Origin of the sequence: Streptomyces sp. NPDC023838 (genome assembly GCF_040639555.1) — a bacterium.
Classification (GTDB): Bacteria; Actinomycetota; Actinomycetes; order Streptomycetales; family Streptomycetaceae; genus Streptomyces.
Window position 1 is genome coordinate 177,236 of sequence record NZ_JBFAAD010000007.1, and the last position, 22,865, is coordinate 200,100.

Genomic DNA, 22,865 nt, shown 5'->3' on the forward strand with positions numbered 1-22,865 from the left:
GCCCAGGAGCCCGGGTACCGCCTTCGCTCAGCCGGCGAAGGCGGTGCCCGGGATTCCGCGTCCCGTGCCGGGCAGCACCAGGAGCGCCCCGGAGAGCGGGTGCGGCCGGCTCAGTCCGACCCGCGCCGAGGTGACGTACAGGTCGGTGAGGTCCGGGCCGCCGAAGGCGCAGGCGGTGGGGCGGCGCACCGGCAGCTCGACGACCAGGCTGAGCGTGCCGTCCGGGTCGTAGCGGCGCACCGCGGCTCCGTCCCACAGGGCCACCCAGACACCGCCTTCCGCATCGACGGTGAGCCCGTCGGGGAAGCCGTCCCCCTCGTCGATGACGGCGAACGGGCGCCTGTCGTGGGCGCCGTGTCCATCGAAGTCAAAGACATCGATGCGTCGGGTGGGGCTGTCGACGTAGTACATGAGGCGGCCGTCCGGGCTCCAGCCGGTGCCATTGCTGACCGAGACGGGGCCGGGCTGCGGGGTGGCCGTGCCGTCGCCCGCGACGCGGGTGAGGGAGCCGCCGCCGGTCGCCTCGTCGTAGCGCATGGTGCCCACCCACAGGGCGCCGTCCGGCGCGACCGCCGCGTCGTTGCCGCGCCGTCCGGGGACGGGGTCGCGCAGCAGCCAGGAGAAGGCGCCGTCCGGGCCGTAGAGCCCGATGCCGTCACGGAGGTTGACGACGAGGCCGCCTCCCGCCCGCGGCTTCGCGGCGCCGACGTGCTGCTCTGTCGCCATGACCGTACGCCGGCCGTTGTCCGGCTCGTACGTGTGGATCCGCGACGACAGGATGTCGACCCAGATCAGCCGCCCGCTCGCCGGGTCCCAGGTGGGCCCCTCCCCCAGCTCGGCGCGGGCCGGCACCGCCACGTCCGGCTTCATCGCGCAACCCGGTGGCCGAGCCGCACGGACAGGTCGCCCGCGCCCTTCAGCGCCAGCTCGGCGAGCTCCGCCTCGCGTGCCTCGCTCCACCTGATCATCGGTACGGAGATGGACAGCGCGGCGACGACCCGGCCCGCACTGTCCCGTACGGGGGCGGCCACGCAGCTCACGTCCGGGTTGGATTCGCGGTGCTCGAACGCGGTCCCCCTGGCCCGTATCTCGGCGAGCGCGGTGTGCAGCGCGGCGGGGTCGGTGATGCTGTCGGGAGTCATGGCGACGAGCTCGCCGTCCGCGATCCTGGCGTCGAGCTCGGCCTCCGGGAGCGAGGCGAGCAGCATCTTGCCGACGGAGGTGCAGTGCGCGGGCAGCCGGCGGCCGGCCGCCGAGACCATGCGCACCGCGTGGGTGGAGTCGACCTTGGCGATGTAGATGACATCGGTGTCCTCGAGGATGGCCACGTGGACGGTCTCGTCGCAGGTCTCGGCGACCTCGCGGGCCACCTGCCGCCCCTCGGCGGCGAGGTCCAGCTGCTCGGCGTACCGGCTGCCGAGCTGGTACGTACGGACGCCGAGCCGGTAGCGTCCCGGCTGCTCGGGCGTCGCCACCAGGTAGGAGCGGGCGGCCAGTGTGGTGACCAGCTCGTGGACCGTCGTCCGTGGAAGCCCCAGTCTGCGCATGACGTCCGGCGCGGAGAGCGGTGCCTCGCTCTCCAGGAAGAGTTCCAGCACGTCCAGTGCCCTGGCCACCGCCGGCACGAGTCGCCCCATGGCCCGCCACCCACCCTCCGTGTTCGAAACTCCGATCAACGACCGGAATGACGAACACAGGCTAGCGACAGGGTGGTTCAGGGGGCAATGGGCGCGGGGTGGATGCCGTGCGCGGTGACGAGGCGGGCGCTGCCCTCGGCGAGCTGGTAGGCGAGGCCGACGACGCCGGTGTGGGCGGCGGCGACCTGGTCGGCGAGTACGCGGGAGCGGTCCAGGAGCAGGTCCACGGTGTGCAGTATGTGTGCGTCGATCAGGTCGCTGTCCGAGGTGAGACCGGCGGCGCGGGCGGCGAGCACGCTCGGGGTGACGCGCTCGACGACGTCCCGGACGTACCCCGCGGCGGGCAGCCCGTCCTCGACGGCGGCGCGGGCGGCCGCGACGGCGCCGCAGGAGTCGTGCCCGAGGACCACGACGAGGCGGCAGTCGAGCACGCTCGTGCCGTACTCGATGCTGCCCAGGACCTCCGGGCCCAGGACGTGTCCCGCGGTGCGGACCACGAACAGGTCGCCGAGACCCTGGTCGAAGATGATCTCGGCGGCCAGCCGCGAGTCGGAGCAGCCCAGCAGCACTGCGAAGGGCTTCTGCGCCGGGGCGAGCTCGGCGCGCCGTGCGGCGTCCTGGTTCGGATGCTGTGGCGCCCCGGCCACGAAGCGCCGGTTCCCGGCGAGCAGGACATCGAGCGCTTCGGCGGGAGAGACGGGAGTGGATGCCATGTCGGCAGACTCTACGAGGCGCGCGGCGACGGCGCCGTACGGGCCGGGAGCCGCACCGTGCGCGTAAGTTGACGTTCCTCCCGCGACAGCGCCGTCAGGGAGCCCGGTGAGCCACGCGGATCTTGGACTGGCCGTGCTTGCGCGTCTCCCAGTCGTCCATGAAGCGCGCGGCCAGGCCGTGCCGTTCGGCGAGCGCGACGAGCGTGGAGGTGCTGTAGTAGAAGTCCTCGCGCAGCACCTGGTGTTCGGCGCCCTCCGTACGGTCGAAGGTGAAGTCGAAGAACCCGTCCGGCCGAAGGATGCGGCCCACGTGCGCGAAGCACTCCTCGATGACCTCGACGGGTGAATGCGAGAAGACACTGTGGGCATGAACCACGTCGAAATGAGAATCCGGCAGGAAATCGAAGGTCAGGTTCTGCGTGATCGTCAGGTGGGGCAGTTTCCCCTGGAGTTTCCGGGACGCCACGGTCTCCTTCGCCGCGATGAGGATGTCGGGGGATATGTCTATGCCGTAGTAGTGGCCCGCGTCCAGATATTCGATGAACCGCCAGCCGGCCCGCAGGTTCCCGCAGCCGATGTCCAGCATGCGCCGGTCCGGACTCAGTCCGTGTTCCAGCAGGTAGTCGAACTGCATCTTGCCCAGAGCCAGCCAGCGGTCGTGCGACTTGCTGCCCACGGCCGCCTCCGGGCTGCGGGCCGCGTCTGAGGCCATCACGGCACGGTAGTAGTCGACGTGGTCGGGGTGCTTCAGCCGCAACCACGTGTCTCGCGCCGTACGTTTCACGTGCGGGGCGATACGACTCGGATGGGCGATCGCGTAACGGATCTTATGCGAGACACTCGACCTGTTGACCAGAACCGACGTGACTTTCTTCTCAGGCATACCAGCCCTTCCGTAAGCAGAATCAACGGACTCAACGGAATCCACGGAATCCACGGGATCCACGGAAATGACTGTAAGCAGCGCCGAGTGGGGACTCATCCCTCGCACGACCGAACCGGCGGCTCCTCCCTGAGTGCCGTCTCCGTCGGAAGGACGACAGAAGCCGGCCCGAGCCTCGGCGCGGTCTCAGTCCGCGCGGGGGATGTACGCCAGACCATGCGCTCCGGGCTCGCCGGCCTTGGCGATGTCCAACCGGCTCAGCTCCCGCAACGTCTCCAGATCGACGATGTGTACGGTGGATGAGACGACGCAGGACACATACGCGATCCGGCCGTCGGGCGACGACGTGATGGTCAGCGGGAAGAGTCCCACCTCCAGTGACCCCAACGGCTTACGGGTCTCGGCGGAGAAGGCCGTGAGGCGGCCCGGCGCCTGGCGGCCGAGCTGGGACACCGGGTCGGACTCCATGCGCAGTTCACCCACGAGCAGCCTGCCCGTCGAGGTGAGGTGCACCGGCAGGACGAGGCCGTCCGTGGGCAACGTGTCGACGACGGATGCCGTACGGGCGTCGATGACCTTGATTCCCGTGTCCGGACGGTTCTCGGTGGCGGCGAGGAAGGAACCAGCGTACGGCGAGGCGACATAGGCGTACCCGCCGTCGGCGGATACGGCGAGTCCCTCGCTGCCCGGCACCTCGACCTTCGCGGTGAGGACGCCCCGTTCCAGGTCGACGACCGAGACGAACGGCGCTTCCTTGTTGGTGGCGTATCCCGTGCGCCCCGAAGGGTCGATGGCGAACCAGTGCGGGCCGGGCGCGTCCGTGTCGATCCTGCCCAGGGGCCGGCGGGTCTCCGTGTCGATCACCACGACGCCGCCGGGCCGGTCCGCCGAGCCCTCCACACTGACGTACAGACGACGGCGTGCGGTGTCCAACGCCAGCCCGTGCGGGCCATGTTCCGGAGCGAGGTCGACGATCTCGACGATACGGCGTGTGTCGGCGTCGATGACGGTCAGCTCCGTGCGTCGGCCGCCGTTGGCGTGGTAGTAGCCCGAGTGGTACGTGGTGGTGCACCACAGCAGGCGCTGCGTCGGGTCGAAGCACACCTCGTGGGGCTCGGCGAGGATGTCGACGGTGTCGAGGTGCCGGTCGGAGACGGCGTCGAAGAACGAGACCGTGGGACCGCTCTGACTGACCACGGCCAGAACATCGCCGTCTCGACCGGCACGGGGGGACTGCTGCACTGAGAGCTCCTAAGAAGGTGAAGCGGATGTCACGCGATGTGTTTCGCGGACTTCTCCACTCTGGCCACGGAAGGGCCCCTCAACCATGCAAAAATGAGCACCCAATCATTGCCTCAGACGTAAATATGCAGCTCAGGAGCATCATTGGATCTGAACCTGCTGCGAGCCCTGGACGCTCTGCTCCAGGAGAACAGCGTGACCCGCGCCGCGGAGCGGCTCGGTACGTCACCCGCGGCCGCCAGCCGTACGCTGGCCCGGCTGCGGCGTGCCGTCGGTGACCCGCTCCTGGTCCGCGCGGGACAGGGGATGGTGCCGACCCCGCGCGCCCTGGAACTCCGCGACGAGGTGGCCGCGTTGCTGCGCGGCTGCGACAACGTCCTGCGGCCCGGGGCGGGTTTCGACGCCGTACACCTTCAGCGCACCTTCACCGTGCAGGCCACCGACCTGCTCCTGACGGGACTGGCCGGGACCTTGACCGAACGGATCCACGCCGAGGCTCCGCACGTGGACGTGGTCTTCCTGCCGGAGGCGATCGAGGACGGGCCGGCGCTGCGGCAGGGCGTGGTGGACGTGGAACTGGGCGTCCTCGCACACCTGGACCCGGAGATCCGCACCCGGCACCTCACCGAGGTGCCCCTGGTGGGCATCGCCCGCAGCGGGCATTCCCTGTTCGACGGACGGATCACCGCACGCCGTTTCGCCGCGGCCGACCACATCGGCATCTCCCGGCTCGGCAAACGCCTGGGCCCCATCGACAGCGCGCTCGCGGAACGCGGGCTGCGGCGCCGGATCGCGGTCGTGGTGCCCAGCCATACGAGCGCGATGATGCTCGCCCGGAGCACCGACCTCGTCGCGCTCACGCTGGCCGACTGGCTCCCCCACACCACCGCCGCACTGGGGCTGCGTACCTTCCCCGTACCGTTGGACCTCGCACCCCTCAAGCTCGGCATGGCCTGGCATCCCCGCAACTCGACGGACCCGGGCCATCGTTGGTTCCGCGACCACTTGGCGGCGGCGGTGCTGGCTCCGACCCCGCCAATCAACCTGTGACCAGGCAGAAGGCATGCCCGGCCGGATCGGTGAGGACCCGCCACCTCTCCCCGCCCGGCTGGTGGTCCGGCTTGCCCGCGCCCAGCTCCAGCAGCCGCGCCTCGGCCTCGTCGAGGTCGTCGACCTCGAAGTCGATGTGCAGCTGCTGGGGCACGGTCTGGTCGGGCCAGCTCGGGGCCCGGTAGTCGTCCACCCGCTGAAAGCCGATGAAGAGCCCGTCCGCCCTGTTGAGACCGGCGAACTCGGCGTCCGACTTCGGGTGCGGTTCGAGGCCGGTGGCCTCCTGGTAGAACGCCGCCAGGGCGAGCGGATCCGGGCAGTCCAGCGTGATCGCGGTCAACTTCATCTGCAAGGGCATGGCAACAACTCCGGGCCGATCGGTGGACGTTCGCACCGCACACCCTAATGAGGATCAGCTCACTGCCCCGTCTCGGCTCCCGCCGGTATGGCGTGCTCGGCGGCACGGCTGACGTCCTCCCAGGCGGCCCAGGTGTCCATGCGCTTGCGTGCGATGTCGAACGCGAGGTCATAGACCATGCTCCCCAGCAGCAGCCGCAGGGGCGGCTCGTCGCTGTCGACGAGCTTGAGCAGTGCCTCGGCGGCGAGGTTCGGGGCACTGTCGACCGAGCCCTCGGCGAACTGCTTCTCCAGCTCCGCCCGCAGCGGGGCATACGCCTCGATGGCGGTCGTGCTGTGCATCGCGGTGTAGAGGTCGGTCCAGTAACCGCCGGGCTGGACGATGCTCACCTTCACCCCGAATCCGGCCGCTTCCATGGCCAGTGCTTCGCTCATACCCTCCAGCGCGAACTTGCTGGCGCTGTAGAGCCCCGTGCTGGGGAAGCCGGCCAGCCCGCCGATGCTGGAGATCTGGACGATGTGCCCGAAGCCCTGCTCCCGCAGCGTGGGCATCACCGCCTGGCTCACCCACATCGCGCCGAAGAAGTTGATGTCCATCTGGGCACGGGCCTCGGCCTCGGTGAACTCCTCGACCATGCCCATCGACAGCATCCCCGCGTTGTTGACGACGATGTCGAGCCGACCGAAGTGCGCCACCGCCTCGGCGACGGCGCCGAACGCCGCGTCCCGGTCGGTCACGTCCACCGTGAGCGGCAGGACCCGCCCGGGGTGCGCGGCGGCCAGCTCCTCCAGCGGCCCGGTGCTGCGCGCCGCGGCCGCGACGCGGTCGCCCGCGGCCAGCGCCGCCTCGGCGTAGGCGCGACCGAGGCCGCGGCTGGCGCCCGTGATGAACCAAACGCGGTCTGTCTTCCTACCTGACGTGCGCATATGCGGCACCCCTCCCCTTTGGCGAGACGCTGCGTCTCGCTTGATGCGCCAACTATGCACCTGTCGCGGGGCCCCAGTCAAGACGGACCGTCTCGCCTCTGTAAGGCCCATACCGTTACTCGATGCCGCCCCGCCCCCGGCCCGACTCAGGCCGGGGTCGGCTCGCGGAGGTCGCACCAGGCCACGGCGCCCTCCCGGAGGCTGCCCAGGGCCAGCCGGCTCCCGTACTGGGCCACGCCGGTCACCATCCGGTACCCGCGCCCCCGCAGTTCGCGAACCACCCGGCCGTACGAGTCGACCTCCACCACCCGGGCACCGCCGAGGGCCGGCGGGGGCGGCAGTCGGCGGACCGCGCCCGCCACCGCCCGGCGCACCCCGGGTGCGGCCCGGTGCAGCCACTCCAGCGGCGGTGTGCGCGGCCCGGCGAGCGCGACCCAGAATCCGCCGCCGGGGCTGCGGGACATGTTGTCGGGGAAGCCCGGCAGGTCGTCGGTGAGCGTGTCGTGGCGGCCCGCGGCGGGTCCGGTCAGCCACAGCCGGGTCAGCCGCCGCGCGCCGGTCTCGGCCACCGTCACGAACGACTCGTCGGGCGCGAGCACCACCCCGTTCGCGAACTGGAGCCCGTCGAGCAGCACTTCGGGGTCCTCGCCGGGCGCCAGGCGCACCAGCAGGCCGGTGGGCTGGTGCTCCACGATGTCGGACAGCCAGTCGTCGAGGCCGTGACGGCCACTGGAGACCGTGAAGTAGACCGTGCCGTCCGAGGCGGCCACCGTGTTGCTGCAGAACCGCAGGGGCGCTCCGGCCACCGAGTCGGCCAGCACCTCGACGCCCGCCTTGCCGCCTGTCTCGCCGCCCCTCTCGCCGTCCGGGTCGAGGCGGAGCAGGCCGCGCTGCGCGTCGCACACCAACAGACGCCCGTCAGACAGGACTTCGAGGCCGAGGGGACGCCCGCCCGTACGTCCTACCTCCACCACTTCGGCGGGGCTACCGGGCCTGTCCGGCCCGGGAAGCGTGATCCGCAGGATGCGTCCGTCCGCCACACCGGTCAACAGGCGTCCGGAGCTGTCGAAGACCACGTCCTCGGGGCCCGTGCCGTCCAACTCGACCAGGTGCAGCGGCGATAACGCGCCGGGCGCCGGGCGGGAGGCCGCCGCCGCCTTGCCGCGCCTCACGCGGCGCGCCGGGTGCGGCGGGCCCGCAGGCAGCGCTTCATCTCCTCGGCGTACGGAAGCGCCACACCCACGCTGATGGTCGCGGCCAGGGCGGCCAGATAGCGCGCGGGAAGCGGCCTCTCCTTCGGCAGCAGTTTCCAGTCGTCGGGGCCCGGGCCGCCCCGCAGGGTCGCGCGGACGGCCTCGGGGTGCAGACAGGCGACGAAGGCCATCGCGGTCAGCGGGAGGACCTCCAGGAAACTGTGGATGTGCTGCTCGACCGGCCGGACCTCGCGCCGTCCGGTCGCGAAGCTCACGTCGTACAGCGCGGTGGCCCCGTGCGCGACGGCGGCGCCGCCCATGACGGACAGGACCAGCGGGTTGATCTTCGCCAGCAGCCCCACGGCGACCGGGACGCCCGCCTCGGTCATCATCAGCGCGTGCACCGCCGACTCGCGGGCGCCCGACGTCTCCTCGATCCGGGTACGCCGGTGCATCCACCAGTCGGCGACGCCTGGCACGACCCACAGGGGCAGCACCCCATACAGCAGGAACCGCCGGTTGGCGTCCTCGACTCCGTGTGCGGCCGAGGTGACCGGGAGATCGCGCCCCCGGCGCCAGTGGATCCAGGTACGCGCCAAGCGGGCGGCCGGGGCGGGTGCGGTGGGAGTCGGCATGGCATCCCTTCTCGTCGGAGGACCCGTAGGCCTCGTAGGACTCCGTCGTGATCTTCCTCGTGATCTTCCTTGTACGGGACGTGATCTTCCTCGTACGGGACCAGCCTCCTCCCAGGTGCCCGGCCGCGCCCGGCGAAAACACGGGGGACCTCCGACCGCCGGATTCAGGCCGGACGGTCCGCCGTCACCAGCCACGACGTGCTGAGCAGCCGCACCGTGCCGTCGGGCGCCTCGTGGGCGCGCAGCCACTCCTCCAGCGTCCGGCGGGCGCGGGCCCCGGTCGCGGCGTCCACCTGTCCCATCAGATGGCTGCCGGGTCCCGTGCCGAGCAGGAACCCCGCCGCGTCCTCGGCCGCGCTCCCCCACCTCCCGTACGCCTGGGCCTCGGTGACGGTGACGCCGGTGAACCCGGCCGCCGTGAGGACTTGGCGGATACGGGCCGGGTCGGCCAGCGAGAACATCCCCGGCAGGCCCGGCCGCGTCAGATCACCGAGGGGCAGCAGGCCGCCCAGGGCCGAGAGCGCCCCGACCCACTCATTGCGCTCGGCGGCCGCCGGGCACACGAACGCCAGGCGTCCGCCGGGTCGAAGCGCGCGCCCGATGTTGCCGAAGGCGGCGACGGGGTCGCTGAAGAACATCACCCCGTAACGGCTGAGCGCCGAGTCGTAGGCGGCCGGCTCGAAGGGGTGGACCTCGGCGTCGCCCTGCTCGTGGGTGATGTTGGACAGCCCCTCACGCTCCGCCCGGGTGCGCGCCGAGGCGAGCATCGGGTGGGAGAGGTCGAGGCCGAGCGCGTGCCCGCGGAACGCCCTGAGCGCGGCGAGACGCGTGGTCTGGCCGGAGCCGCAGCCGATGTCGAGGACCTGGCACTCCTCGGTGACGGCGGCGGCGTCGAGCAGCGGCTCGTTGAAGCCTTCGTTCACCGCGTTCCAGCGGTCCTGGTTGCGGGCCCAGTAGGCGCCCTCGGGCCCGTTCCAGGCCTGCTCCTGCTCGGTGTTGACGACGTTCAGCACGGGTACCTCCTGCGTAGCGACTAAGAATGGGCGTGCGCCCAAACAGTATGGGCGCGCGCCCATACTGACAACCCCCGCTAAGATCCACAGGACGGGGAACGTGCCCGGCAACCACGGCAGCAGTACGGGAGAGGGCCCATGTCACCGCGCGGAGTGGCGACGCCAGATGTTCGGGAGCGGCTGTTCGCGGCCGCCGAGCGGGTGCTCGAAAAAGGCGGGCCCGGCGCGCTGACGAGCCGTGCCGTCACCACCGAGGCGGGGTGCGCCAAGGGGCTGCTCCATGCCCACTTCGCGGGGCTCGACGAGTTCGTCGCGGAGCTCTGTCTGGACCGGTTCGCCCGTACGGCCACGAAGGCCGAGGGCCTCGCGGGGCTCGTCGGCCAGGGCTCCGTGACGGAAAACCTCCAGGCCGTCGCCTTCGCCCTGCTGGACTCGGGCGGCCCCACCGTCGCAGGGGTGGCCATGACGCGCCCGGCGGCCGCGCTGCGCATCCGGGAGGCGCTGGAAGCGGGGGCCCCCGGTTTCGCGGCCATCCAGGACGCCATCGCGGGGTATCTGCTCGCCGAAAGCCGGCTCGGCCGGGTGGCGGACACCGTCGACCCGGAAGGGACGGCACTGGCCGTGGTCGGCGCCGCCCACCACCTCCTGCTCACCAGTTGGCCGGGCACACCCGACCCACGGGCCCAGATGAGGCGCCTGGTGGGGGCGTTGATGGGAGGCTAGAGCCTGGCCGGTGGGTCCAGGGTGCCCTTGACGCATTCGTGGGGTGGAGTGGGGTAACCGCGTGACACACCGGCCGGAATCGCCCACGTACACACAGCTGTACCGGCCCGGCCCCCACCCCACAGGGAGCAACCATGACCCGTCAGCAGCCCGGTAAGCACTCTCCCGACGACCGGCCCTCGGAGCCGGACCCCGACACCGCGCTCGGCGAAGCCCTCAAGGAGTTCGAGGACGCGGAGACCCGCGATCCGGGCCGCACGCGGAAAGACCCTCATGACGGTGAGGCCGGAGACGCGCTCACCCCGAACGAGGAAGCCCAGGAAGAGGCGACCGGCCACTGACCCGAAGCCGCGACCAGCCGCTGACCCGTGGGGGGTCGGCGGCCGGCCCGTGGAGGCGGCCGGGTGTCGGCCCGTCCCGTCACTCGTATGCCGTTCCCGCCCGCGTACCCCACGGGATAGGGGGTACCGGTAGGTCACCCCTGACCGAGGAGGAAACCGGTATGCCCATCGCAACCTACTGTCTCGTGGCCGTGGACTGCCCCGACCCGCAGGCGCTCGCGGAGTTCTACGCGGCGGTCCTCGGCGGAGAGGTGACCAAGGACAGCGACGAGGAGTGGTACGACCTCCGCGTCCCCGGCGGCCACCGCATCGCGTTCCAACTCGCCCCAGGGCACACCCCGCCCAAGTGGCCGCGCGCCGACGACAACTCGCAGCAGATGCATCTGGACTTCCACGTCCGGGACATGGACGCGGCCGAACAGCAGGTGCTGGCTCTGGGAGCCACCCCGCTCGACCTGGACGACCGCGACGGCGAACGCGGCTTCCGCGTCTACGCCGACCCCGCGGGCCACCCCTTCTGTCTCTGCCAGGAGTGACCCTGCCCGGCAGGGGTGCGAGCACCGACAGGGGTGCGACCCTTCACTCGCCGGGCCACGGCGTCACCGCCGGGCCCGCCGCGCACCGCGCCGCATCCGCGCCCGCTCCTCCTCCGTCAGGCCGCCCCACACTCCTGTGACCTGCCCCGACTCCAACGCGTACGAGAGGCACTGCCGGGCTACGGGGCAGCTCCGGCAGACGCGTTGGGCGGCCGCACGGTCCTCGACCGCCGGGCCGGTGTGCCCGATGGGGAAGAACAGTTCCGGGTCGATGCCGACGCAGGCGGCTTCGCGCATCCATTCCTGATCCTTGAGCCACTCCATGCAGCCGCGAGTGCCCTTGGGCACCATGGCCAAACAGCCGCCACTCATGACACCACTCATGTGAGGGACATCCGGGACTCAGGTGAGGGGCACCCGGGAATCATGTGAGGGACGCCCGGGACGGAAAGCGGAATCCCTGCTACCGCAATGCGGGCAGGGCGGCCCACCAGCTGCCCCGGATCCGGTACGGTGCCTCGTCCAGACCCGTCAGCGTCCGCCAGCGCCGTCAGGAGACACCGTTGCACGCCCCAGTCGAGACCTCCCGAGTGCTCGTAGCCCTTCATGAAGCCGTCGCCGCGGCCGAAGAGGGGCAAGGGGGCGCGCTGTGGCGGCTGGCCGAGCGGGGCAGACAGCTCGACGCCAACTTGGTGCGGCTGTCCGCGGGCGCGGCCGTGGCCGAGCACGTCGAGTCCGAACTCGACGTGCTGCTGGTCGTGGTCGACGGGGACGGACTGCTCGACAACGGGGTGGAGCGGCGGGCACTGGAGCCCGGGGCCGTGGCATGGCTGCCGAGGACGGCACGACGAGGGCTGCTCGCGGGGCCGAACGGCCTGGTGTACCTCTCCGTCCACCAGCGGCGCCCCGGGCTGCGGATCGGCTTCCGTACCGTTGACGCCGAAGGCACGGCCGATGCCGGCGGCGCCGGAGGCAGCAGCGGAGCCAGTGAAGGCGGTGAAGCTCCCTGCTCGCTGGACCGCGTCTGCCCGGCGTGCGGGCGGATGTCCGGGGAGACGGACGCCCGCTACTGCGCCCGCTGCGGCGAGGAACTGCCCGCCCGAGGGACACTCTGAGCGTCTCGACGTGGCCCCTGAGCCTCGCAGCCGAGACCTTGTGACCTTGAACCTTGTGGCCCTGAACCGCGGGCTATACCTCCGGCGGCCACCACTCGATGAGCAGCATCGTCGCGTCGTCGCGCGGATCGCTGTCGTTGCCGTCCAGGATCGAGTGGATGAGACGGCGCAGTCTTCCTGCCGTGCTCCGCCTCCGCCTGCTGTGCGCACCCGACTCGGGGGCCGCGAGGCGGGCGACGACGGAGAGGCTCCGGGCATCAGCAGCGGCACCGGACATGAGCGGCGGCACGGGCGGAGGACGACGGCGGCGCCGGCGGCTGATGGTCCCAACCTGTCCGGCGCCTACGTCCTCCGTACGAAGAAAACGCCCTGTCGGAGTACCTCACCTGTTGGGGTGAAAACCTCGGAACGCATACCAGATCGTCGGCAGCCGCGAGCTACGGAGCCTCGCTGCCCGCGAGGCCGGCGTCCGCCGGGCCGGTGCTCTGCGCCGCTCCTGGTGCGCTGTCGGCGGTGGAGAGCTTGGCCATGGCTGCCGACAGCTGCCGTCGGACCGGCTGGGGCAAGGGCGCGCCTCCGGCGGAGTCGACGACCTGCTGGGCGACGCGATACAGCTTGGTGTTGGTGTTCTGGGAGGTCATGACCAGCGCGCTCCAGGCGTCCTCCGGGCTGACGCCGAAAGCGGCCATGAGGATGCCCCGCGCCAGGTCGATGGTGCCCCGGCTCTCCATCGCACGCCGCAGCTGGCCGAGTTCGAGACCCGCGTCCGCCTCGGGATCGGCGTGATCCGCTTGGTCGGCATGGCTCGCATGGTCCGTGCGGTCCGTTTTGTCCGTGGGGGCCGTGTGGTCCCTGGGGGCCGCCGCGCCGTCAGGTCCGGCCGCGACCGGGGCGGCGCTTCCCGGCGCGCTCGGGGACGGCTCGCCGATGGTCAGCCAGATGTGCACGGTGGAGCAGTCACAGCGGCCGACGCCGCCGAGTCCCAGGCCGACGCCCTCGTCGGAGTGCTCGGAACACGAAGAGGCCAACTGCAGTGCGTGTTGGAGCTGTTGGTCCACCGTCAAGTCGAGCGCCAGGTCGAGCTCTCCACTGACGCTCACCACCGTCCGGTCGCCGTCGCGCCGACAGCGGACCGACAGCCCGGACAGGCGGCGTGTGCCGATGGGGCGTGCGCCCCCCAGGCAGGTGCCGGCCGAACCCGTGCTGCCGGGCTCCGCAGTGTGTGACGGCTGCGCCATGGCCATCTCCCGCTGTGTCTTGGGCCCCGGGCCCTTCCTCCGTCCACAGAGTCGCCTCCCAACGGGAGACACGTCAAGAGATACATGAAGTGAAATTCGCCTGTTTCTATACGCGAACCAAAGGGCGTACGATCCACCCATGGGTGGAGTGCCGGAACCGCACACAGGATGGACGTTCATCACCAGCCACGCGCGCGTGCTCGCGGTGATCGCCGAGAACCAGAGCGCGCGGATCCGCGACATCGCCGCGCACTGCAGACTCACGGAACGCGCCGTCCAGAAGATCATTTCCGATCTGGAGCAGGCCGGGTTCCTCTCGCACACGCGCGCGGGGCGCAGCAACACCTACCGGATCGAGCCCGGCAAGGTCCTGCGCCACCCCGCCGAGGCGGAGGCAGGCCTCACCGTCGCCTCCCTCCTCGCCCTGCTCGCCCAGGACGAGGCCCTCCGCGCCGACCTGCTCAGCAGCGCCCGCGCGCGTCCCGAAGGGGCCTGAGGCCGCCTCAGCCGCCGCGTTCGACTACGGCGGTCGTCCGGTCAGTGGCCGCCGCTGGGACGGTCGCAGCCGGAGTGGTCCGGGTGGCCGCCGAACGCCTCCGCCCTGGTCGAGTCGCGATTCATCGTGCCCTCCACGCACAGCGGGTACGTGTCGATCAAAAATCCGACTCCGGTGGGGCCGTTCTGGTACGACCGCACCTGCCCGGCCGAGTAGCCGAGGCCGGTGAGTGCGCCTCGGGTATTCTCGGGGGCGAAGTCACCGCGCCGGCGCAGCGGTTCGAGCGCCTTCTCGACGCGCGCGACAGCCGAGAGCCCCTCGCAGCGGTGCCGGCCGTGCAGCGGGAACGGCACCATGAAGCCGTGGTTCTCGGCGTAGTGGTCGGTGGGCGGCACGGCCGGGCTCGTAGTGGCCGCGGCCGTCGGGGGCGCCGACGTGGCACTCTCGCCCGGGCAGGGAAAGTCCACCGGCGTGCTCGGCGTGGCCGCACCAGCCCGCGAGGGCCGGTCCGCACCGGCGCTGTTCCCCGCCCGCTCCGTGCCGCACCCCGCCGCCAGCACGGCCAGCACCGCCACCGGCACCGGCACCGGCAGCATCGCGGACCGTATCCCGGCCGTCCTGATCATCGTCATGAGGCGATCCTCCCCCGCGCGGTCGAAGGCGGGTCACCACACCCCCCGTTCAGGCTTGTTCGCCGTTCCGGCACCGCACTACCTTGCTTGTGTGGATCTCTTCTCACGCTCTTTGACTCGGCGAACTGGCGGCCGGGCTGCCGTTCGCCCTTGACTGACGGGCCGTCATGCCACGGGCGTACGGGTGTAGAGGTCGGCGAGGGTACGGACGTGGCAGCACAGGGCCCACGGGTCAAGGGGTTTGAGGAGGATCCCGGCGGCGCCGAGTTTGTACGCGAGCTGGGCCAGCTGGTTGTCGCGGCTGGTGCCGGTGACAAGGAGCACGGGCAGGTCGCGGGTCTGGTCCAGGCGGTGGAGGTAGGCCAGGGTCTGCAGGCCGTCGATGTGCGGCATCACCACGTCCATCACCACCGTGGCGACGGGCTCGCGCAACACCGTCTTGAGGGCCTGTTCGCCGCTGGTGGCCCGCAGGATCGGGCGGCCGAGCGGGGTGAGGGCGTGTTCCAGGGCGAACAGGTTGTCCTCGTGGTCGTCGACCAGCAGAAGCGCCCCCTCCGGCCCCGGCGGTGCATCGCTTCCGGGCATGCGGGACGACGGAGATGGTACGGACACAGGTGGCTCCCACTGATCGGCTGCACGGCGATGAGAGGGGCAGCCGCTTCCTGACCACTCCGAAACCGGAGCATAGCCACTTTCACCGGCCTGGGGCCAGCTGGTCCCGGTTCCTCACCAGTGCCCCGCCGATCACTGTTCGGCGAGGAGATACGGCAGTTTGCGCATGTCGTGGAAGACGACGGTGTCCGGCCCTTCGAGCCGCTCGGCCGGAGTCAGCCCGCCCGCGTAGCCGAAGGCGCGCATGCCGGCGGCGCGGGCGGCCTCGACGCCGGGACGGCTGTCCTCGACCACCACACACGCCGCCGGATCGACGCCCATCTGCCGGGCCGCGTGCAGGAACAGGTCCGGGGCCGGCTTGCCGCGCGCGACTTCGGTGGCGCTGTAGATGCGTCCCGCGAAGCGTTCGTACAGGCCCGTGCGGCCGAGGGTGTGGCGCATCTTGTCGTGGGAGCCGCTGGAGGCGACGCAGGTCGGCAGGGTGAGCGCGTCGAGTGCCTCGGGCAGCCCGTCGACGGGCAGCAGCGCCGCGTCCACCGCCTCACGGTGCAGCTGCTCGAACCGCTCCCACCAGACGACGGCGGCCTCGTCACCCAGCCGGGCGGCGATCTGCTCGCCTATCGAGGCGTTGGAGCGCCCGATGAAACGGTCGATGACCTCATCCTCGGTGAGCGGCCACCCCAGCTCGGCGCCCAGGGTCACCTGCACGCGTACGGCGATGCGTTCGCTGTCGACCAGCACACCGTCGCAGTCGAATATCACGAGTTCAATCGGCTTGATCATCTCCGCAGCATAGAGGCGCCCGCCGGGCACCCGTGCACGCCGATCACGAACCCGTGCCCGTACCTGTATCCGTATCCATATCCGTGTCTCTCGACCGGCCCTGGGCGTGCAGATGCTCCAACGCGTCGCGAACCACGGTGTGTTCGTGCCAGTCGAGCCAGCGACCGACCTGGTGGCCGGTGGCGGCGAGGGCCTTCACCTGGGCCGGGTGCAGATCCTTCGTGGGACGTTCGAGGTGCGCGGAGACCATTCCCAGACAGGTGCCCGACTCACTGACCAGCGGAACGCTGTGGCAGGCTCGGCTGCCCGCCCGCAGGATGGTGTGACGTGCCGCGTCGGTGAACACCTCGTCGGTGGCGACATCGTGAACGGTGGTCAACGCCACTTCCTTGGCGGCCTTCGCACATGACGTGCCGTCCTCGCCGACGAAGGCGAAGAACTCGACGAACTGCTCGCTCAGACCGGTGTGGTGTTCCATGCGCAGCCCATTGGCGGCGCGGTCGATGATCTGCACGTTGCCCATGTCCGTGCCCGTGATGGCCAGGGCCTGCGACAGGACCGCACGGAGCACCGCGCCCCGGTTGACTCCGCCGGGGTCGTCCACACCGACCGCGTCGAGCAGCGGCGGTCTTCGGTGCCCCCGCCCCGGGAACCACAGGTCCTCGCGATCGTCCGGTCTCTGCGTACGCACCACCGCTTCGGCCAGCACGCGCAGCTTGACGTTGAAACGCTGGGAGGACTGGCGCAGCAGCGCGAAGGCACTCTCGGCGTCCGGCAGCCGGTAGCGCTCCTGCAGGATGCCCTGGGCGTGCGAGATCAGGGGTCGGCTGCGGACCTGGGCCCGCAGATTGCGGACCTCCTCGCGCAACCGCGCCACCTCCTGAGCCGCGCCGTTTCCTTCCGGGACCCCGGTCACGCGCTCAGCACGGAGTCGTCGAAGGTACGCGCGCCGGGCAGCCGGTGGCGTGCGGCGATCACAGCGGCGTCGACGTCCCGCGTACCCGTCGCCACACACAGGGTGTAGGAGACATCCTCAAGTCGCCGGCGAGTGGCTTCGCCGCCTTCGGCGGCGTTCAGCGCGCACAGCGCGTCGTATTCGGCGAGCAGATCACGCAGCACTGCCGGGTGAGCCATCAACATGAGGAAACCCCTCCACTCGATACGGTCACGATACGTGTCCGATTGCCCCGGCTTCCCGCCCGTACACGCCCCTCCAACGGTCGTTCGTGTCACATGGGCAGGGGCGTGACGTTGCCGTCGGCCCCGCAGCGGACCGTCGCCGCGACGGCGCGCGGTCCCGGGCGACAGCTGATGCCGACGGCGTCAGGAGTGGGTCAGCGCACCGCCGGGGCCCGGCCGACTGATCCGGCTCGGCACCGGCGGGGACTTCGTAGATCTGTCCGTTGACGCCCGACGGTAGAGCTTGCCCGCCGAGAACCCCCGGGGCGCCGTGTCCGTAGGTGATCTGAGTGGAGAGGTACAGGCCCGACTCCACGGTGCAGAGGCTCTCGCCCTCGACGCGCCAGATCTGTCCCGCCGCGTGGGTGGCGATCAAGGGGCGCCCCTGGCCGTCCAGGGTGAGCCCGTCGGGGAGGGCGACGCGGTGGCGAACATCCGGCCCGCTTGTCGGCGGCGATCGACTCGACCCAGTCGGGTATGTGCACCACCTGCGCCGGCGGCGCCGACCGCGTGCCGCCGCAGGCGGGTGCCGCTACCCCTCAGTAGGTAGCGGTCGCGGGAATGCCCCCTCCTCTCCTCGTACGAGTTGTGCACAAGTCTTGACCCAGTGGGAGCGCTCCCAGCATGGAGTTGGACGGGCTCGCGGTCAAGATGTTTGAAGAGTCGAAGTCACTCGACTCCTCAGGGCCCCAACTCGTTCGCTGTTCTAGGGCAGTTGGGGATCTCGCGTTGTACGTGGCAGCGCCGCGGAGGGGGCTTGGGGCGTGAGCTCCGTATACGACGTACGCGACGTACCCGACGCAGGTGTCCGGGTGCGCCTCTCATACGCGGCTCCAGCGTGGGGGTCACCGCGACCGAAGGGGGAGGCGGCAGCGAGGCATGCGCGCGCCCAGGAACTGGCTGCACTTTCCGGCAAGTTACTGCCGTGCGGAAGCTACCGACGCGTGACCGCCACGTAAAAGTCCGTCTCCCTTGCCATGCGACACCCGAGCCCCTACGGTGATGCCCCACCAGTGGGAGCGCTTCCATCCGTCGAACGCCGGACATCTGCCGGCGTCCCGGCCGTGAAGGATCCGCTCATGCGACACCCCCCGCACTTGGCCGTACCCATCGCCGCGGCGGCGCTCGTGCTCGCGAGCGCCGTGGTCGTCCCCCGCGTCACGGCATCCGGCGCCGAGCCGTCCTGCTCGGTGGCGTACTCCGTCACCAACGAGTGGGGCGGCGGCTTCCAGGGTTCGGTCACGGTCACCAACAACGCGTCAGTACTGTCCGGTTGGAGTCTGGGCTTCGCGTTCACCGGCAACCAGAAGGTGACCCAGGGCTGGAACGCCAAGTGGTCCCAGTCCGGCGGCACCGTCACCGCCGCCAACGAGAGCTGGAACGGTTCGCTCGCCCACGGCGCGAGCGCCACCATCGGCTTCCTCGCCTCCTTCACCGGCGCCAACACGCCCCCGGGCGCGTTCACCCTCAACGGCGCCCCGTGCGCCACCACGGGCGGCGGCGACCCCACACCGACACCCACCCCCACCTCCCCCTCACCAACTGCCAGCACCGGCGCGCCCGTGCTCCACGCCTCCGGGAACAAGCTGGTCGACGCGGGCGGCGCCACCCGCAGGCTGCTCGGCGTCAACCGGTCCGGCGGCGAGTTCATGTGCGTCCAGGGGCGCGGCTTCTTCGACGGCCCGGTGGACGACGCCTCGGTGGCCGCCATCGCCGACTGGCACGCGGGAGCCGTGCGCATCCCGCTCAACGAGGAGTGCTGGCTGGGCCTCTCCAACATCAAACCCGAATACGCGGGCGCCCGTTACATCACCGCCGTCCAGGATCTCGTCCACCGTGTCGAGGCCCACGGCATGACACCGATCGTCGAACTCCACTGGTCGTACGGGCAGTACACCGGCAACTCGTCCGGCTGCTCCGACGTGCACGCGAGCTGTCAGAAACCGATGCCCGACGCCCAGTACGCACCCGCGTTCTGGTCCTCGGTCGCCACCGCCTTCAAGAGCGACCCGGCCGTGGCCTTCGACCTGTTCAACGAGCCGTATCCGGACCGGGCCACCTCCACCGCCGACCAGGCGTGGAGCTGCTGGCGGGACGGCGGGAGCTGCCCCGGCATCGGCTATGAGGTCGCCGGGATGCAGGACCTGCTGGACGCGGTACGCGGGGCGGGCGCCCACAACCTCGTCCTGGCGGGCGGCATCGCCTACGCCAACGACCTCAGCCAGTGGCTCGCCCACGCTCCCGCCGACCCGGCGGGCAACCTGGCCGCCGCCTACCACGGCTACAACTTCAACAGCTGTGCGAGCGAGTCGTGCTGGGACTCCACCCTCGCGCCCGTAGCCGCCCGGGTCCCGCTGGTCGTGGGCGAGCTGGGCGAGAACACCTGCGGGCACTCCTTCGTCGACCGCGCCGTGAAGTGGTTCGACGACCGGGGGATCTCCTATCTGGGCTGGACCTGGAACACCTGGGACTGCTCTACGGGACCCTCCCTGATCAGCGCGTACGACGGGACCCCCACCGCGTACGGCAGCGGCCTGCGCGACCACCTGCGCTCCGTCAACTGATCCCCGCTCCACCAACCGATCCGCACTGCCCCATCCCCATCGCTCCATCCATCGAAAGGACATGGGCCACACCATGAGCCGCATACCCGTCCGATCCTCCAGAGAGCGAACGTCCTCCCGAAAGCGCACGGCGCTGCTGGCCGCCGGTGTTCTCGCCGGAGCCGCCACCGGCACCGCCGGTATCGTCGGTACCGCGGGCACCGCGTCGGCGGCGTCCGCCTGCACCGTCGCCTATCAGGTCCAGAACCAGTGGTCCACGGGCTTCACCACCTCCGTCACCGTCACCAACAACGGCCCGGCCGTGAGCAGTTGGAACGTGAAGTGGACCTTCGCCGGGAACCAGCAGGTCACCCAGGGCTGGAACGCGAAGGTGGCGCAGTCCGGGGCGGCGGTCACCGCCGCCAACGAGAGTTACAACGGCACGCTGGCGACCGGCGGCTCGGCCAACTTCGGCTTCAACGCCTCCTACAGCGGCACCAACGCCCTGCCCACGTCGTTCACCCTCAACGGCGTGGCCTGCAACGGCGGCGACGTTCCCACCGACCCACCGACCACCCCGCCGACCACTCCGCCCACCACTCCCCCGCCCGGCAACCGCGTGGACAACCCGTACGCAGGCGCCAAGGTGTATGTGAACCCCGAGTGGTCCGCGCATGCGGCCGCCGAGCCCGGTGGCACCCGGGTCTCCAACCAGCCCACCGGGATCTGGCTCGACCGGATCGCCACCATCGCCGGGGCGAACGGGGGCATGGGTCTGCGCGCCCACCTCGACGAGGCCCTCAAGCAGAAGGGCAGCGGCGAGATGGTGGTCCAGCTGGTCGTCTACGACCTGCCGGGCCGCGACTGCTCCGCGCTCGCGTCCAACGGGGAACTCGGCCCCACCGAGATCGACAAGTACAAGACCCAGTTCATCGACCCGATCGCCGCGATCCTCTCCGACGCCAAGTACGCCGGTCTGCGGATCGTCACCGCCGTCGAGATCGACTCGCTGCCCAACCTCGTCACCAACACCGGAGGCCGCGCCACGGCGACCCCGCAGTGCGACACCATGCTGGCCAACGGCAACTACGTCAAGGGCGTCGGATACGCGCTGCACAAGCTGGGCGCCGTTCCCAACGTCTACAACTACGTCGACGCCGGGCACCACGGCTGGATCGGCTGGGACGACAACTTCGGTGCCGCCGCCGACGAGTTCAAGCTGGCGGCCACGTCCGAGGGTGCCACACCCGCCGACGTGCACGGCTTCATCACCAACACGGCCAACTACAGCGCACTGAAGGAGAACAACTTCACCATCGACGACTCCGTCAACGGCGTCTCGGTCCGCCAGTCCAAGTGGGTGGACTGGAACCGGTACGTCGACGAGCTCTCCTACGCCCAGGCGTTCCGTGCCAAGCTGGTCTCGGTCGGCTTCTCCCCCGGGATCGGCATGCTGATCGACACCTCGCGCAACGGGTGGGGCGGCACCGCCAGGCCCACCGGCCCCGGCCCGAAGACCGATGTCGACACCTATGTGGAAGGCGGACGCTACGACCGCCGCATCCACGTCGGCAACTGGTGCAACCAGTCGGGCGCGGGTCTGGGCGAGCGCCCGCAGGCCGCCCCGGCCGCCGGGATCGACGCGTACGTGTGGATGAAGCCGCCGGGTGAGTCCGACGGCTCCAGCAGCGCGATCCCCAACGACGAGGGCAAGGGTTTCGACCGGATGTGCGACCCGACGTACACGGGCAATCCCCGCAACAACAACCACCTCTCGGGCGCGCTGCCGAACGCGCCGCTCTCCGGCCGCTGGTTCTCCGCCCAGTTCCAGGAGCTCATGAAGAACGCGTACCCGGCGCTGTAAGCCGCCGCGCAGGCTCGTGGCGGGCGGCGAGTGACCCGACTCCTCGCCGTCCGCCGCGGTTCACCCGAGCGGCGGGCCCCGGCGAGGCCGTGGGCGGTCCGCCCGCGTGTGACCGGCGCGGGCGCTCCGGCGTCGGGTCGTACGTGAGGCGCCGGGTGGTGGCATGGGCCGCCACCCGGCGCTTCGTGGTGCCCGGGCCCGCCGGGCGCCCCTGCCTGCATGGCCGGAAAACAGCGAGCGACTTACGCTCGCCGCCACAGGCGCACCACACTGGAGCCTCACGACGGAGAACAGCACGGACGAGGAGTTGGTGAGAGATGTCCACGCAGCCCACCGAGGGCGCCGCGAAGGCCACCCGAGCTGCGATCGACGCCTATCTGGCCCGGCTCTCGGAGCGGGATCTGGACGGGGCGGTGCAGGTGTTCGCCGAGTCGGCGGAATTCGACGCTCCGGGATCCTCGGCGGTGCCGTGGTCGGGCCTCCGGAGCGGGCGGGAGGGAGTCATGACGTTCTTCACGACCCTCCACGAGTACCTGAAGCCCGAGGAGTTCACGGTGACGCACATCGTGGTCGACGGTGAACAGGGGGTGATCATCGGCCATCTCCGGGACACCGTGAAGGCCACCCGCAAGCCCCTCGTGACCCCGTTCGCCGCCCACGTCACGGTCGTGGACGGGCAGATCGCCCGCTACCACCTCTTCGAGGACACCCACGCCCTCCACCGGGCCGTGACCGACAGCTGAGCCTCCGCCCGCCGCCCCCCACCCCGCAGAGAGGCACGAGAGATGACTCCCCCCGGCATGCCCTCCCACCCGCTCGTACGGGCTTTCGTCGACGCGGTCAACGCCCAGGACCAGCAGGCCCTGTGGACCGTCCTCGCCAAGGACGCCACGGTCGTCGACGTCGGCACCGAGCGCGATACCGCCGCCTGGGTGGAGCGCGAGCTGTTCTCCTCCCACGCCCGGATGGAGGTGGTACGGGAGTCGCACGACGGTCTGTCGGTGACGGCGCGTTTCCACAACGACATCTGGGGGGACATCGACACCGCGTGGGAGTTCTCCGTCTCCGGCCCGGTCATCCGGGGCTTCGTCACCGGCCCCGGCTGAGCGTCCCGACGCCGAGACCGAGGTACGAAGAACGGGCAGCGGGAACA

The 22,865-nt window shown here is 70.8% G+C and carries 28 protein-coding genes; 10 read left to right on the forward strand and 18 right to left on the reverse strand.

Annotation, left to right across the window (positions count from 1 at the left end):
• Positions 1–27: 27 nt before the first annotated feature.
• The 5 genes from AB0G17_RS11705 to AB0G17_RS11725 form a co-directional block, all read right to left on the reverse strand.
• The gene (locus AB0G17_RS11705) at positions 28–870 is read right to left on the reverse strand and encodes an SMP-30/gluconolactonase/LRE family protein (protein WP_361379406.1); all 843 of its coding nucleotides are present in this window, start codon (positions 868–870) and stop codon (positions 28–30) included.
• A complete protein-coding gene (locus AB0G17_RS11710; RefSeq protein WP_361379409.1) occupies positions 867–1,637 on the reverse strand; it encodes an IclR family transcriptional regulator in 771 nt (256 codons plus the stop codon). The genes AB0G17_RS11705 and AB0G17_RS11710 overlap by 4 nt, the downstream gene beginning before the upstream one ends.
• A gap of 77 nt (positions 1,638–1,714) precedes the next feature.
• On the reverse strand, positions 1,715–2,350 hold the full coding sequence (locus AB0G17_RS11715) for a carbonic anhydrase (RefSeq protein WP_361379412.1): 636 nt from the start codon (positions 2,348–2,350) through the stop codon (positions 1,715–1,717).
• Between the two features lie 94 nt (positions 2,351–2,444).
• A complete protein-coding gene (locus AB0G17_RS11720) occupies positions 2,445–3,233 on the reverse strand; it encodes a class I SAM-dependent methyltransferase (RefSeq protein WP_361379415.1) in 789 nt (262 codons plus the stop codon).
• A gap of 186 nt (positions 3,234–3,419) precedes the next feature.
• Complete coding sequence (locus AB0G17_RS11725) at positions 3,420–4,430, reverse strand: YncE family protein (RefSeq protein ID WP_361379418.1); 1,011 nt, start codon at positions 4,428–4,430, stop codon at positions 3,420–3,422.
• A 189-nt stretch (positions 4,431–4,619) separates the two neighbouring features.
• Here AB0G17_RS11725 and AB0G17_RS11730 point away from each other — a divergent pair, with 189 nt between their 5' ends.
• Positions 4,620–5,525: a LysR family transcriptional regulator gene (locus tag AB0G17_RS11730; protein WP_361379421.1), complete on the forward strand. Its 906-nt coding sequence runs from the start codon at positions 4,620–4,622 to the stop codon at positions 5,523–5,525.
• Here AB0G17_RS11730 and AB0G17_RS11735 read toward each other — a convergent pair.
• The 5 genes from AB0G17_RS11735 to AB0G17_RS11755 all read right to left on the reverse strand — a co-directional run bounded on the left by AB0G17_RS11735 (position 5,515) and on the right by AB0G17_RS11755 (position 9,650).
• The gene (locus AB0G17_RS11735) at positions 5,515–5,883 is read right to left on the reverse strand and encodes a VOC family protein (protein ID WP_361379424.1); all 369 of its coding nucleotides are present in this window, start codon (positions 5,881–5,883) and stop codon (positions 5,515–5,517) included. The genes AB0G17_RS11730 and AB0G17_RS11735 overlap by 11 nt on opposite strands.
• 59 nt (positions 5,884–5,942) lie before the next feature.
• Positions 5,943–6,809: an SDR family NAD(P)-dependent oxidoreductase gene (locus tag AB0G17_RS11740; RefSeq protein ID WP_361379427.1), complete on the reverse strand. Its 867-nt coding sequence runs from the start codon at positions 6,807–6,809 to the stop codon at positions 5,943–5,945.
• A 146-nt stretch (positions 6,810–6,955) separates the two neighbouring features.
• On the reverse strand, positions 6,956–7,981 hold the full coding sequence (locus tag AB0G17_RS11745) for an SMP-30/gluconolactonase/LRE family protein (protein WP_361379430.1): 1,026 nt from the start codon (positions 7,979–7,981) through the stop codon (positions 6,956–6,958).
• Positions 7,978–8,637 (reverse strand): diguanylate cyclase, encoded by a 660-nt coding sequence (locus AB0G17_RS11750; RefSeq protein WP_361379433.1) that lies wholly within the window; start codon positions 8,635–8,637, stop codon positions 7,978–7,980. The genes AB0G17_RS11745 and AB0G17_RS11750 overlap by 4 nt, the downstream gene beginning before the upstream one ends.
• Before the next feature lie 164 nt (positions 8,638–8,801).
• Positions 8,802–9,650 (reverse strand): methyltransferase domain-containing protein, encoded by an 849-nt coding sequence (locus AB0G17_RS11755; protein ID WP_361379436.1) that lies wholly within the window; start codon positions 9,648–9,650, stop codon positions 8,802–8,804.
• Positions 9,651–9,788: 138 nt separating this feature from the next.
• On the opposite strand from AB0G17_RS11755, the gene AB0G17_RS11760 reads away from it, so the two are divergent.
• The 3 genes from AB0G17_RS11760 (at position 9,789) to AB0G17_RS11770 (ending at position 11,250) form a co-directional block, all read left to right on the forward strand.
• On the forward strand, positions 9,789–10,373 hold the full coding sequence (locus AB0G17_RS11760) for a TetR/AcrR family transcriptional regulator (protein WP_361379439.1): 585 nt from the start codon (positions 9,789–9,791) through the stop codon (positions 10,371–10,373).
• 134 nt (positions 10,374–10,507) lie between these two features.
• Positions 10,508–10,714, forward strand: coding sequence for a hypothetical protein (locus tag AB0G17_RS11765; RefSeq protein WP_361379442.1), 207 nt, complete (start codon positions 10,508–10,510; stop codon positions 10,712–10,714).
• Positions 10,715–10,875: 161 nt separating this feature from the next.
• Entirely contained in the window at positions 10,876–11,250 is a 375-nt protein-coding gene (locus AB0G17_RS11770; protein WP_361379445.1) for a VOC family protein, read from the forward strand.
• A 63-nt stretch (positions 11,251–11,313) separates the two neighbouring features.
• Here the strand turns inward: AB0G17_RS11770 and AB0G17_RS11775 are convergent, their stop codons facing one another.
• Entirely contained in the window at positions 11,314–11,547 is a 234-nt protein-coding gene (locus tag AB0G17_RS11775) for a WhiB family transcriptional regulator (protein ID WP_361379448.1), read from the reverse strand.
• Positions 11,548–11,840: 293 nt separating this feature from the next.
• Here AB0G17_RS11775 and AB0G17_RS11780 point away from each other — a divergent pair, with 293 nt between their 5' ends.
• Positions 11,841–12,365 (forward strand): hypothetical protein, encoded by a 525-nt coding sequence (locus AB0G17_RS11780; RefSeq protein ID WP_361379830.1) that lies wholly within the window; start codon positions 11,841–11,843, stop codon positions 12,363–12,365.
• A gap of 73 nt (positions 12,366–12,438) precedes the next feature.
• On the opposite strand, the gene AB0G17_RS11785 is transcribed toward AB0G17_RS11780, so the two are convergent.
• Both AB0G17_RS11785 and AB0G17_RS11790 read right to left on the reverse strand, forming a co-directional pair.
• The gene (locus AB0G17_RS11785; protein ID WP_361379451.1) at positions 12,439–12,654 is read right to left on the reverse strand and encodes a hypothetical protein; all 216 of its coding nucleotides are present in this window, start codon (positions 12,652–12,654) and stop codon (positions 12,439–12,441) included.
• A gap of 148 nt (positions 12,655–12,802) precedes the next feature.
• The gene (locus AB0G17_RS11790) at positions 12,803–13,603 is read right to left on the reverse strand and encodes an ANTAR domain-containing protein (RefSeq protein WP_361379454.1); all 801 of its coding nucleotides are present in this window, start codon (positions 13,601–13,603) and stop codon (positions 12,803–12,805) included.
• 139 nt (positions 13,604–13,742) lie between these two features.
• Here AB0G17_RS11790 and AB0G17_RS11795 point away from each other — a divergent pair, with 139 nt between their 5' ends.
• The gene (locus tag AB0G17_RS11795; RefSeq protein ID WP_361379457.1) at positions 13,743–14,099 is read left to right on the forward strand and encodes a helix-turn-helix domain-containing protein; all 357 of its coding nucleotides are present in this window, start codon (positions 13,743–13,745) and stop codon (positions 14,097–14,099) included.
• Positions 14,100–14,140: 41 nt separating this feature from the next.
• Here the strand turns inward: AB0G17_RS11795 and AB0G17_RS11800 are convergent, their stop codons facing one another.
• The 5 genes from AB0G17_RS11800 to AB0G17_RS11820 all read right to left on the reverse strand — a co-directional run bounded on the left by AB0G17_RS11800 (position 14,141) and on the right by AB0G17_RS11820 (position 17,266).
• Entirely contained in the window at positions 14,141–14,731 is a 591-nt protein-coding gene (locus AB0G17_RS11800; protein WP_361379460.1) for a hypothetical protein, read from the reverse strand.
• A gap of 165 nt (positions 14,732–14,896) precedes the next feature.
• Entirely contained in the window at positions 14,897–15,316 is a 420-nt protein-coding gene (locus AB0G17_RS11805; protein WP_361379463.1) for a response regulator, read from the reverse strand.
• A gap of 159 nt (positions 15,317–15,475) precedes the next feature.
• The gene (locus AB0G17_RS11810; protein WP_361379466.1) at positions 15,476–16,126 is read right to left on the reverse strand and encodes an HAD family hydrolase; all 651 of its coding nucleotides are present in this window, start codon (positions 16,124–16,126) and stop codon (positions 15,476–15,478) included.
• A gap of 43 nt (positions 16,127–16,169) precedes the next feature.
• Positions 16,170–17,042 carry an ANTAR domain-containing protein gene (locus tag AB0G17_RS11815; RefSeq protein WP_361379469.1) on the reverse strand — a complete coding sequence of 291 codons (873 nt, stop codon included), beginning with the start codon at positions 17,040–17,042 and terminating at the stop codon, positions 16,170–16,172.
• A complete protein-coding gene (locus AB0G17_RS11820) occupies positions 17,039–17,266 on the reverse strand; it encodes a DUF5133 domain-containing protein (protein ID WP_067156565.1) in 228 nt (75 codons plus the stop codon). Before AB0G17_RS11820 ends, AB0G17_RS11815 begins: the two co-directional genes overlap by 4 nt.
• A 1,118-nt stretch (positions 17,267–18,384) precedes the next feature.
• On the opposite strand from AB0G17_RS11820, the gene AB0G17_RS11825 reads away from it, so the two are divergent.
• From AB0G17_RS11825 to AB0G17_RS11840, 4 genes are all read left to right on the forward strand, one after another.
• Positions 18,385–19,869, forward strand: a complete 1,485-nt coding sequence (locus AB0G17_RS11825; RefSeq protein ID WP_361379473.1) for a cellulose binding domain-containing protein — start codon at positions 18,385–18,387, stop codon at positions 19,867–19,869.
• 73 nt (positions 19,870–19,942) lie between these two features.
• Positions 19,943–21,712: a glycoside hydrolase family 6 protein gene (locus AB0G17_RS11830; RefSeq protein WP_361379476.1), complete on the forward strand. Its 1,770-nt coding sequence runs from the start codon at positions 19,943–19,945 to the stop codon at positions 21,710–21,712.
• Positions 21,713–22,029: 317 nt separating this feature from the next.
• Positions 22,030–22,455, forward strand: a complete 426-nt coding sequence (locus AB0G17_RS11835; protein WP_361379479.1) for a nuclear transport factor 2 family protein — start codon at positions 22,030–22,032, stop codon at positions 22,453–22,455.
• 42 nt (positions 22,456–22,497) lie between these two features.
• The gene (locus AB0G17_RS11840) at positions 22,498–22,818 is read left to right on the forward strand and encodes a nuclear transport factor 2 family protein (protein ID WP_361379482.1); all 321 of its coding nucleotides are present in this window, start codon (positions 22,498–22,500) and stop codon (positions 22,816–22,818) included.
• The last annotated feature ends 47 nt before the right edge of the window (positions 22,819–22,865 follow it).

What these genes read in the sequence shown, in the direction of transcription:
- AB0G17_RS11795 (WP_361379457.1), top strand. Translation starts at nt 13,743, where the DNA reads ATGGGTGGAGTGCCGGAACCGCACACAGGATGGACGTTCATCACCAGC.
- AB0G17_RS11720 (WP_361379415.1), bottom strand. Translation starts at nt 3,233, where the DNA reads ATGCCTGAGAAGAAAGTCACGTCGGTTCTGGTCAACAGGTCGAGTGTC.
- AB0G17_RS11775 (WP_361379448.1), bottom strand. Translation starts at nt 11,547, where the DNA reads ATGCGCGAAGCCGCCTGCGTCGGCATCGACCCGGAACTGTTCTTCCCC.
- AB0G17_RS11705 (WP_361379406.1), bottom strand. Translation starts at nt 870, where the DNA reads ATGAAGCCGGACGTGGCGGTGCCGGCCCGCGCCGAGCTGGGGGAGGGG.
- AB0G17_RS11790 (WP_361379454.1), bottom strand. Translation starts at nt 13,603, where the DNA reads ATGGCGCAGCCGTCACACACTGCGGAGCCCGGCAGCACGGGTTCGGCC.
- AB0G17_RS11710 (WP_361379409.1), bottom strand. Translation starts at nt 1,637, where the DNA reads ATGGGGCGACTCGTGCCGGCGGTGGCCAGGGCACTGGACGTGCTGGAA.
- AB0G17_RS11805 (WP_361379463.1), bottom strand. Translation starts at nt 15,316, where the DNA reads ATGCCCGGAAGCGATGCACCGCCGGGGCCGGAGGGGGCGCTTCTGCTG.
- AB0G17_RS11750 (WP_361379433.1), bottom strand. Translation starts at nt 8,637, where the DNA reads ATGCCGACTCCCACCGCACCCGCCCCGGCCGCCCGCTTGGCGCGTACC.
- AB0G17_RS11825 (WP_361379473.1), top strand. Translation starts at nt 18,385, where the DNA reads ATGCGACACCCCCCGCACTTGGCCGTACCCATCGCCGCGGCGGCGCTC.
- AB0G17_RS11835 (WP_361379479.1), top strand. Translation starts at nt 22,030, where the DNA reads ATGTCCACGCAGCCCACCGAGGGCGCCGCGAAGGCCACCCGAGCTGCG.
- AB0G17_RS11740 (WP_361379427.1), bottom strand. Translation starts at nt 6,809, where the DNA reads ATGCGCACGTCAGGTAGGAAGACAGACCGCGTTTGGTTCATCACGGGC.
- AB0G17_RS11810 (WP_361379466.1), bottom strand. Translation starts at nt 16,126, where the DNA reads ATGATCAAGCCGATTGAACTCGTGATATTCGACTGCGACGGTGTGCTG.
- AB0G17_RS11840 (WP_361379482.1), top strand. Translation starts at nt 22,498, where the DNA reads ATGACTCCCCCCGGCATGCCCTCCCACCCGCTCGTACGGGCTTTCGTC.
- AB0G17_RS11800 (WP_361379460.1), bottom strand. Translation starts at nt 14,731, where the DNA reads ATGACGATGATCAGGACGGCCGGGATACGGTCCGCGATGCTGCCGGTG.
- AB0G17_RS11765 (WP_361379442.1), top strand. Translation starts at nt 10,508, where the DNA reads ATGACCCGTCAGCAGCCCGGTAAGCACTCTCCCGACGACCGGCCCTCG.
- AB0G17_RS11830 (WP_361379476.1), top strand. Translation starts at nt 19,943, where the DNA reads ATGAGCCGCATACCCGTCCGATCCTCCAGAGAGCGAACGTCCTCCCGA.
- AB0G17_RS11735 (WP_361379424.1), bottom strand. Translation starts at nt 5,883, where the DNA reads ATGCCCTTGCAGATGAAGTTGACCGCGATCACGCTGGACTGCCCGGAT.
- AB0G17_RS11760 (WP_361379439.1), top strand. Translation starts at nt 9,789, where the DNA reads ATGTCACCGCGCGGAGTGGCGACGCCAGATGTTCGGGAGCGGCTGTTC.
- AB0G17_RS11820 (WP_067156565.1), bottom strand. Translation starts at nt 17,266, where the DNA reads ATGTTGATGGCTCACCCGGCAGTGCTGCGTGATCTGCTCGCCGAATAC.
- AB0G17_RS11715 (WP_361379412.1), bottom strand. Translation starts at nt 2,350, where the DNA reads ATGGCATCCACTCCCGTCTCTCCCGCCGAAGCGCTCGATGTCCTGCTC.
- AB0G17_RS11770 (WP_361379445.1), top strand. Translation starts at nt 10,876, where the DNA reads ATGCCCATCGCAACCTACTGTCTCGTGGCCGTGGACTGCCCCGACCCG.